This is a genomic window from Jingyaoa shaoxingensis (assembly GCF_014385005.1).
Taxonomy (GTDB): domain Bacteria; phylum Bacillota; class Clostridia; order Lachnospirales; family Lachnospiraceae; genus Marvinbryantia; species Marvinbryantia shaoxingensis.
This window is the reverse complement of record NZ_JACRSZ010000034.1, coordinates 1-9,393: the sequence shown is the minus strand read 5'-3', so window position 1 is coordinate 9,393 and position 9,393 is coordinate 1. Positions and strand designations below refer to the sequence as shown.

Annotated in this window: 10 protein-coding genes and 3 pseudogenes; 1 reads left to right on the top strand and 12 read right to left on the bottom strand. The window is 37.4% G+C overall.

Annotated elements, in window-relative coordinates; genetic code table 11:
- Nucleotides 1-246, top strand: a 246-nt coding sequence (locus tag H8716_RS17015; RefSeq protein WP_249310149.1) for a transposase domain-containing protein, incomplete at its 5' end; no start/stop codon positions are given.
- A gap of 458 nt (nucleotides 247-704) precedes the next feature.
- Here the strand turns inward: H8716_RS17015 and H8716_RS17010 are convergent.
- The 12 genes and pseudogenes from H8716_RS17010 to H8716_RS16955 form a co-directional block, all read right to left on the bottom strand.
- The gene (locus H8716_RS17010) at nucleotides 705-923 is read right to left on the bottom strand and encodes a helix-turn-helix transcriptional regulator (RefSeq protein ID WP_249310147.1); all 219 of its coding nucleotides are present in this window, start codon (nucleotides 921-923) and stop codon (nucleotides 705-707) included.
- A 248-nt stretch (nucleotides 924-1,171) separates the two neighbouring features.
- Complete coding sequence (locus tag H8716_RS17005) at nucleotides 1,172-1,447, bottom strand: HNH endonuclease (RefSeq protein WP_249310145.1); 276 nt, start codon at nucleotides 1,445-1,447, stop codon at nucleotides 1,172-1,174.
- Between the two features lie 439 nt (nucleotides 1,448-1,886).
- Nucleotides 1,887-3,428: an ASKHA domain-containing protein gene (locus H8716_RS17000; RefSeq protein WP_106492201.1), complete on the bottom strand. Its 1,542-nt coding sequence runs from the start codon at nucleotides 3,426-3,428 to the stop codon at nucleotides 1,887-1,889.
- A 101-nt stretch (nucleotides 3,429-3,529) separates the two neighbouring features.
- Nucleotides 3,530-3,685 carry a rubredoxin gene (locus H8716_RS16995; RefSeq protein ID WP_019161201.1) on the bottom strand — a complete coding sequence of 52 codons (156 nt, stop codon included), beginning with the start codon at nucleotides 3,683-3,685 and terminating at the stop codon, nucleotides 3,530-3,532.
- A 37-nt stretch (nucleotides 3,686-3,722) separates the two neighbouring features.
- Nucleotides 3,723-4,424 (bottom strand): annotated as a pseudogene (locus H8716_RS16990) (TraX family protein).
- A 58-nt stretch (nucleotides 4,425-4,482) separates the two neighbouring features.
- Nucleotides 4,483-5,025: a rubrerythrin gene (gene rbr, locus H8716_RS17985; RefSeq protein WP_249310151.1), complete on the bottom strand. Its 543-nt coding sequence runs from the start codon at nucleotides 5,023-5,025 to the stop codon at nucleotides 4,483-4,485.
- Between the two features lie 18 nt (nucleotides 5,026-5,043).
- Nucleotides 5,044-5,648 (bottom strand): annotated as a pseudogene (locus H8716_RS17980) (flavin reductase); the annotation flags it as partial.
- Between the two features lie 6 nt (nucleotides 5,649-5,654).
- Complete coding sequence (locus tag H8716_RS16975) at nucleotides 5,655-6,062, bottom strand: Fur family transcriptional regulator (RefSeq protein ID WP_117450067.1); 408 nt, start codon at nucleotides 6,060-6,062, stop codon at nucleotides 5,655-5,657.
- Nucleotides 6,063-6,194: 132 nt separating this feature from the next.
- Nucleotides 6,195-6,947 (bottom strand): peroxide stress protein YaaA, encoded by a 753-nt coding sequence (gene yaaA / locus H8716_RS16970; RefSeq protein WP_249310143.1) that lies wholly within the window; start codon nucleotides 6,945-6,947, stop codon nucleotides 6,195-6,197.
- A pseudogene (locus tag H8716_RS17975) lies at nucleotides 6,947-7,039 on the bottom strand (peroxiredoxin); the annotation flags it as partial. The pseudogene H8716_RS17975 and the gene yaaA, both read right to left, overlap by 1 nt.
- A gap of 769 nt (nucleotides 7,040-7,808) precedes the next feature.
- Nucleotides 7,809-8,327 carry a ClbS/DfsB family four-helix bundle protein gene (locus H8716_RS16960; RefSeq protein WP_055264514.1) on the bottom strand — a complete coding sequence of 173 codons (519 nt, stop codon included), beginning with the start codon at nucleotides 8,325-8,327 and terminating at the stop codon, nucleotides 7,809-7,811.
- 54 nt (nucleotides 8,328-8,381) lie between these two features.
- Nucleotides 8,382-8,984 carry a Type 1 glutamine amidotransferase-like domain-containing protein gene (locus H8716_RS16955; RefSeq protein ID WP_249310142.1) on the bottom strand — a complete coding sequence of 201 codons (603 nt, stop codon included), beginning with the start codon at nucleotides 8,982-8,984 and terminating at the stop codon, nucleotides 8,382-8,384.
- Between the last annotated feature and the right edge of the window lie 409 nt (nucleotides 8,985-9,393).

Here is a 9,393-nt window from a genome sequence, read left to right as displayed (position 1 = left end):
GAAAACTGTATCCGTCCCTTTGTGATCGGCAGAAAGAACTGGCTGTTCTCCGGCAGTCCGAAAGGGGCGGAAGCCAGTGCAGGAATCTATACACTGGTAGAGACAGCGAAAGCGAATGGGCTTGCCCCGATGAAATATATAAAATATATCCTGTCCGACATGTCGGGGAGTGCTTTTCTTGAACATCCTGAATATCTGAATGATTATCTGCCTTGGAATCCTCTTGTAAAAGAATTCTGTCGATAACCGTTGACCTTTTAGTATAAAAGGCTGACGGTTATTTTTCTATACACTGTTTTATTTGACGCTTACTTTGCAATTGCATTGCTGATCAAACCGTTGAAGGTATTCTCCTGTCTACCGCTATAGAACTCGGCTACACCAATTCACTGGCATACGTCCGGGAATGCCTTCATCTATTTGTCGAAAAAGATGATACTGAATTATTACTGTTAGACATCACAGACCTTCAACCAGTTATCGATAATGCAACTTGGATCCGAGATGATTATAAGACTGAATTGTTTTCTCTATTCATACGTGAATGCAATAACAGCTCTGTTTTTCGAGAAAAATTTGTTGGTCAGCGTTCCTTATATGATGAAATCGTAAATCAATTGATTTGCCCGATGCCACAGGTTATCGACTGCGACTAGCATACATAGATCCCTGCAGGATAAGCCTGCCGGGATCCATATACTTTTTCATCGGTATTCACTGTTTATTTTATCAATAGGCACTTGATATATCTGGGAATACTTTTCTAGCTGGGAATAGAGTGGAATTCCTTTTCCATTTTCGTGGGATATCACAGTCACTACAGATATTCCAAGTCTCTGTGCAACTTCTTCTCGGCTCAGTTTTTCATTAACTCTGCATGCCTTTAGCGACCACTTCTTGGTATTGTATTCTTCATTATTCATACGGCTGTCTCCTTTCCTGTCTTTTCCTTAATATGTCATATACTCATTCACAAAAAGACAACCATTCTAATATCAGTCAACTAAAAAAAGACCGCCGAAACGCTCTTTTTTATCTGTACTCAAAATGCCCTTTTTCATGTTTTTTTGTTTCGATCATGTTAAAAGTATGCTACATTCATTCCCTTACACCCAGCAAAGCCTGTATTTATGCGTATTCTAAACGCTTGTATTTTTTCCGAACAGAAATACTACAAATTTTGGATCAGCCTGTATAACTTCTCAGTAAATTCTTTCCCACATTTTTTCTCCGTCAGATACCAGAATACTTCTGTTATGTGCATATAAAAGTCTTCCAGCATCATTGTCCCTTTCATACTGTTACAGACCCGGCAGGTACACTGATAATTGGCCAGTTCATTTTTTCCTCCTGCGTCCAGTGGTATGATGTGGTCGATTGTCATCTCTTCATAAGATATTTCTGTCCCACAGATCTGACAAATTCCATGGTATTTTTTGTAAATCATCTGTCTTTACTTTTTTCTGATACTTTTCCTTTTTGCGTTCATGTAATTCTTTTTATTTTATTCCTCCCTATATATATACGGATCAGACATAAAAAAATGACAGCAGTTTACAAATTTCTACAAAAAAAGTTGCTGCGGTTTCCCACAACAACTTTCCAATCATTCATTACTTTAATTTTCGAAATCTTCTTTCGCCCACTACCTGCAGCCCTATCGGCAGCAATAACAATACTGCATGGACATAGATGTAATGCCCTTATATGTTAATCTAAAAAAAGCTAAAGGGAAAGGTCAGCTCTTCTGCAGATCCTGTTTTCTTTGTTAAATCTTTACGCACTCTTGCGCTCCATAAACCACTTATTTGATCTTGTCTCCTCCTTTGTTCTGTTTTCTGAGAAATCTGGAATATGCTTACCATGACAGATTTCTCAGCCTCGGATCAATAAAAGCATATGTTTTGTCTTTTCTTTAATTTTTCCATGACCGTTGGATATTTTTTATAATCTGTGTGAGGTAAGGCCTGGGCAGCTACCATCTGTTCCAGAAAATCATCCACTTCCGCAAATTGTATATAAGTCATTTCTTCCAGTATCTGATCAATATCTGCAAGAAGTTCTTTGTTCAGCAAAAGCTTCTGTGCTCCTTCCAGCGAAGAATTTCCAGCATTGATCATCTTCTCCCGTTCCATGTCAGGATACATCCCAATGGTAATGGCTGATTCCACAGATACATATTTTCCAAAAGAGCCGGCTACATAAAATCGATCTGCCTGATTCAGTTCAAGTCCAGATTCCCGGAGCATGATCTCAACCATTATATGTGCTGCGGCTTTGGTAAGAATAAATTCGTCGATATCTTTCTGATAAAAATACAGACCCGGAGCATATTCTATGCAAAGCTGACCTTCTCGTTTCTGAATAAGATTCGTTTTTTCAGGAGAAAACTTACCACGAATATCTATCCAGCCTTCTAAAAAAAGTTCCGCAATCAGATCGACAATACCGGAACCGCAGATACCCTTAGGGCTAATTTTTCCTGAAGAGTTACCAATTACATGAACATGGATTTTTCCACCTCTTATCCTCACGCTGTCCACTGCTCCGGCATCTGCCCTCATCCCGGTATGTACTACACCGCCTTCCAATGCAGGCCCCGCCGCACCGGCGCCGCAAAGAAGAAAATCTTTATTTCCTATCACAAGTTCACCGTTGGTTCCAATGTCAAAGAAAACACTGATTCCATCCTTTTTATATAATTCCGTTTCAATCATTCCACTGATGATGTCACCACCCAGATAATTAGACTTCGCCGGATAACAATATACATAACCATTCAGCGGAATGTCCAGATCTTTTGCTGGCTGGAATCCCGGACGGTCTGCATGAACAGCATGTGGCGTATAAAAGACACAGAAAGCATCTATTCCCAAAAGAAAGTGGATCATGGTGGTATTGCCTGCTACTACCATAGACAGACATTTTCGTGACACCGGATGCTTTACATCCAGCTTATCCATGCACTCTATAATAGACTCAACTGTAGCAAGCCGTATCTCTTCCAGTTTTTTTCTGTCATCTTTGCAGAAAAAAATACGTGATAAAATATCGGTTCCCCACTGAATCTGTTTATTAAAGCAGCTCTCTTCTCCCAATATCTCACCACTATTACAATCTAAAAGTCTCACCACTACCGTTGTACTTCCAAGATCCACAGCCAGCCCATAATGCTGTCTGGCTGTATCTCCGCTTTCTATATCAACCAGCTCCCATTTTTCTCCATTCCAGGAAAGCGAAACGGTTATTTTCCAACCTGCACGATCAAGTAATGGATATAGTTGTCTCAACATGCGAACCGGAATATGAACCTCCTCTTTCACGCCCTCCGCGGATAAAGCTTCCAGAATGCGCTGCTGGTCTGAACGCTGATCCTCTTCGGTTGGAACAGAAAGATCAAGATATAATTTTCGGCTAAGACCTCTCATAGTATTCATCTCCCTACAATTTGTGCATTTTTTATTCTGTAAAAAAAGAAGGTCATCCGTTATATCACATACTTGACGTCCTTCCTTTTCATTGTTATTTATTATACTTCTGAGAACTGATCTTTTCCTACGGAACATAACGGACATTCAAAATCTTCCGGAACATCTTCCCATTTTGTTCCCGGTGCGATACCACCTTCTGGATATCCTTCCTCTTCATCATACTCCCATCCGCAAACATCACATACGTATTTCATTAGTTAATCCTCCTAATTCTGATTTTCTTAAGTATTATTAAAATCCAAAATACATTTTTATCATACCCAGAACAAAGAGATGTACTGGATAAAACAAATAATTTACAATCTTATTCTGCCTTCCCCGTTCTCCATTATATGTAAGGGTTAATCCAAATCCCAATAACGCCCACGGTTCTTTATACATAGCCAAAAAGCAAAATGGAATTGCCCAAACAGGTTTTTTATGAAAAATATATAAAAAATACCCAATTAAGACTGCATGATACTCATAATCCAATCCCAATATCATCGCACTCAGGCATCCGGCTCCCACGATTACAGCGGAAATGAAATATCATAATATACGCCAACGTACTCCCATTTTTTCTTTTAATGTATCTATGATCCAAATGATAACGAGTACCAAAGCCAATGTGAACATAATATTGTTTCCATTTGGCTCAAAATAGGATGCCGTTGTAAACATGTCATATGGAATTTCTGAGATTATTCCAAACAAAAGAAGCATACCTAAATATTTCCACCTGTTTGTCGTTCTGAAATAACCTTCTATCAATAAAAATATAAAGATCGGGAAAGCTATTCTTCCTAATATGTCAAAAATATCACTTATCACAAGCAATATTCCTCCATTCAAATTAGGATAAATCAGAGCCTTATTTACATGATCTATGAGCATAGTTGTAAATGCGATATACTTTAATTGTGCTCCGGATAATGTTTTCAGTTTGTTCATTTCCGCCCCTCATTGTATCGTATAACAGACATACCCATATTCATATCTGCAATTCACATTAATAGTTTTCTGCATGTACTTCAAAATAGCTCTGCGGGTGATTGCATACCGGGCATACTTCCGGTGCTTTTGTTCCCACTACGATATGTCCACAATTACGGCATTCCCATACTTTGACTTCGCTCTTTTCAAATACCTGTGCAGTTTCAATATTCTTAAGAAGTGCACGATATCGTTCTTCATGATGTTTCTCAATCTCTCCTACAGCTCTGAATTTTGCTGCAAGTTCTGGAAATCCTTCTTCCTCCGCTGTTTTGGCAAACCCTTCATACATATCTGTCCACTCGTAGTTTTCACCTTCTGCAGCAGCGGCCAGATTTTCTTTTGTGTCACCAATTCCGGCCAGCTCCTTGAACCACATCTTTGCATGTTCTTTCTCATTATCGGCTGTTTTTAAGAATAATGCTGACATCTGCTCATAGCCTTCCTTTTTTGCAACAGAAGCAAAATAAGTATATTTATTTCTTGCCTGTGACTCTCCTGCAAATGCCTCCTGTAAATTTTTCTCTGTCTGTGTTCCTGCGTATTTGTTTACTGCCATTTCCTTTACCTCCGCTTTCTTTATCACTTTTTCAAAATCTGATGCCGGATGTTTGCACAAAGGACATACAAAATCATCCGGTAATTCTTCTCCTACATACTCATATCCACAGATCCTGCAACGCCATATTGTCTGACCATCTTCTGTTTTTCCTACTGCCTGTGGCTTAGGTTTTATGTGATTCTGATAGTACTCGTATGTTACAGAAGGGATATCACTTAAGACTTCCATGTCTGTTATTTCACCAATAAACATCGTATGGGAACCCAAATCTTCTGTTTTATTAACACTTACAGAAATATACGCATTTGTTCCTTCTGTGATATAGTAAATTCCATTTTCGCCCCTTGCACATTTTTCAAATGTTTCAAACTTATTCATATCCCGCCCGGATTGAAAACCAAAATGTTTAAATAATTCAAACTGGGCACTCTGGCTTAATACTGACACTGTGAATTTTCCGGTTCTTTGGATCATTTCATGTGTATAATTTGCTTTATTTACACAGATACTTAATTGATTAGGTTCTGATGCCGCCTGGATTGCAGTGTTAATGATACAGCCATTATCCTCTTGGGCTTCTCTGCAGTCAGTACAAATAATCCGTAACTCAGCTTATACATCGCTTTTTATCCATTCTGCTCCTCCTTCATCTTCTCCCTGCATCTCGGACAAATGCCTTTAAAGGAAATATCATATTCCAAAAAATCAATTCCATGCGTATCATGAATTCTTTTCATTAAATCCGGTATTTCCTCCATATCTACATCCGATACCTCACCACATTTTATACATCTCACATGATAATGATTTTTCAATGTGATATCGAACCGATTTGCTCCATCTGGCACTTCAACCTTTCTCAGAGCACCTTCTTCTGACAGTATATCAAGATTTCTATATACTGTTCCTTTTCCAATGGTAGGATATTCTTTTTTTAGAAATTCATATACTTCATTTGCTGTAACATGCCTTTTCATTTCATATACAGCATTTTTCACAAGATCTTTCTGAATTGTATTTCTTCTGTTAGTCATTTGCTCTCCTTATTAGGATTTATTCTTAATTAGAAGTATATATCAGAAGTTTTAAAATGTCAATATAAAATTAGTAATAATTACTATTTTTGAAATAATAGCACTTTGTAAATGTCCCTTTTTCGCACAATCTTATTCCATAATTTTTCGTTCAAAAACATATTCTATTTCAGATGATAAATCTCTTCTAAAATTGTATCCAAGTCTGTCAAACGGTTGTACGTCTGCAGGATTTTCAATTTCTTTTTCTGCCATATATCTGACCATCTCACCACGAGCCATCTTAGCATATGTACCTTTTGTTACCAGTTTATCCCCTGATTGTTCACAAAACGTAACCGTAATATATTTGTCTTTATCTGATAAATATTTTTCTATACATTTCGAGTATTCTTTTGATGCAAGATTAATGATAATCCTGCTGTCATCAAGCACCGAACGATATAATCTTTCACCCCAATAGTCATATAGATTTTTGGTATCTTCTATTTCAGCTTTCGCCTTCATCTCCAGGCGATAAGGGGTCACACCATCCATCGGTTTTAGAACACCATAAAACGCAGACAGTATCCTCAAATGATTTTGTATATAATCAAACTGCTGGTTTTCAAACACAGATGGTGCCATATACTGAAATGCGATTCCCTCATACGATAAAACAGCCGGTGTAAGCATATTATAAAGATCCATATTTTCTAATTGGTTGAAATTTTGTTCTGCAATCTTGTCATTACATTTCCAGATAGCTTTTAATTCTTCTTTTGATCTACTTTTCATCCAGCTCAATATCTCTGCTGTCCTGTCAATAAATTCTGGCAGTCCAACTGGTGCTATACTATCTGTATCGGTAATCATTTTTTTTGCAGGTGATAATATAATCTTCATTATGCCAACTCCTTAAGCATGTTTTCAGGATCATTCGCCGCCCTGACTTTATCATTTGCTTTTACAATGATTCCACGCTCATCAATAAGATATCAGAGAGATCATTGCCCGTTTAACAAACAACAATCTCTTAAGTTAATGACATTGATTCACACCTAACAACTTACCGCCGGATATTTCCCTTCCTCTTTTTTCTTATCTGAGCTTGAATTTACATCCACTTTCTCAAATAAACAGCTGGCTTTTCTCTTTTATTAGAATTTCGATTTATTTCCAGCTATTATACCAGCAGTGCGTTTTATTAGACAGCGGCTAATAGGATTCTTTCCGTATTAGCTGACATTCCATTCCATTTCCCCTCTGAAAAAAACAAAAAAACGGAAATCATATTAGATATTTTCTAATACATTCCGCTTTTGATAGGACGTCCCGTGCGGGAATCGAACCCACATCTAGTGCTTAGGAGTTCAAGCCCCCGTTGGAAACCTATATTATTTTGAGTTAGGATAAGTCAATGAAATCATTGATTTTTCTACCCTTCCTGTAAATCCATGTCAAAATAAGAAAACTGAAAATCATCTAAGTTAAGCACCTCTCGCTGACAAATGAGTGACATTGTCACCCTGAGGGTTCAACCATTCCGTTCCTACGAATTCATATTTATGGCTACCATTCTCATTTAGCAATGCAGTAATGATAACACTGTTTTCTTATTAGATTACTTATATTATAACGTGTACGAGGTCGGATGTCGATTGTTTTTTGACCATTATTTACTTCTATTTGCTTTAACTTAAAAAGCCGTAAGCTAATGCTCCCAGCTTTACATCTTTTTATTCCATCAGTTTTACAAACTTGAAGTTATAGTGCAATCTTTTTCCATTTTCTAATCTTGGTTCTAAAGGTTCCGAACGGAGCAACTGTATTAACATGTATGAATTTGTATACTTCCCAGACAGCTGTTTTAGTTGCTTCGTCAGCCCATTTTCTCATATGTGGTTTAAATAATTCTTCCTCACTCAGAGAATCAATCATTACATAAATAGAGTTGATATTCTCATTCAATCTGTCTTTCAATTCTTGTAGTGACAGCTGAGCATATGTATCTGTGAACCATTGATATAATTCGCCAAGCTGATTCCACTTAAAATTATCCGAAGGAGTTTTGACAGGAATACCCTTTCTTTCGTCTGATTCCCATTTAATAACAAGAGTTGTCCAGCCAACCTGATAAGCAAGATTTTCTGCCGGAGTTCGATCGACCTCATCAATTCTCTTATCTTTTAAATGCTCCGGAATATCATTAAATTCTGAAATATACTTTGCAAAGCTTTTATTTATCTCGTTTTTAAGCTCGTCTTTATTCTCATATGTTCTCAATAGTCTATCTCCTCAGCTTCCGATTTTCCAGTTTCAAAAAAAGGATTTTTCAAATTAGTCTTTGCAAATAACCTTTGAACCTTCACCATCAATTACAATTCCCTGATGGTTGTTAATAGGGCATAGATTCAAATCGGAAAACTCAGTCATTATTTTCTCGGTAACTTTCTTAAATGGTGCTGTAAGATAATGCGGAAGAACATAGAAATCAATCAAATCAAGCCCTGCATCATCTTCTTGTGAGTAGTCCTCCGGCTTTTCATCCATTTGCTCGATATATTGGATGCTTGGAGCGCATATAATTGCGCCTGCCGACTCGCCGATCATCAATTTTCCATTTGCCAATTCCTTTTTCAGCAACCCATCAGTTCTTGTTTTACGGAGTTGGTCCATAAGAAAGAAAGAATTTCCGCCGGTAAAATATATCACATCTGCATCTTCAAAAACAGACTGTATCGTTGAATAAGCCTTCGTTGAAATATCAATTTCAGTTACGATTGCTCCCAACTTTTTGAATAATTTTCGAGCCGAGCCGACATAACCGGTGTAGCCTTCACGCAACGAAGCTGTTGGAATAAATGCGACTTTCTTATTTTCAATTTCTTCCTTTATCAGACTTCCTACACTTGAAAAGTGCGAACATAAAAATAGTTTCATCAATATTCTCCTTTATAAATTCCGATTGAGATTTCACCTGTTTTAAGAGATTTAATAACTGTTATATTTTGTTATTAAATTCTCTGTAAACCCTTGAAAACACTGGATTTGTCGCAGGTGAGCTTTCCCTTATTGTTTCCCTTGTGTTATATCGTCCCGCCAGTGTTTACAAACTCTGATAAGGGAAAATACAAGGGCACAAGATGTCCGGTGGACATCTGCTCTGTGCCGACCGAAGCGGCAGCGGAGACCAAGAAAAATCTATAAAACAGTATAACACAAAATAAAACTGACATGGTGAACTGATTGAAATGCTTCTGATTTTTGTAACTGATGATTTATTGATCGATAAGGAGATAAGATACGATGAGAACAATATTTGCAGAATATAATCCACAATGCAACAGTA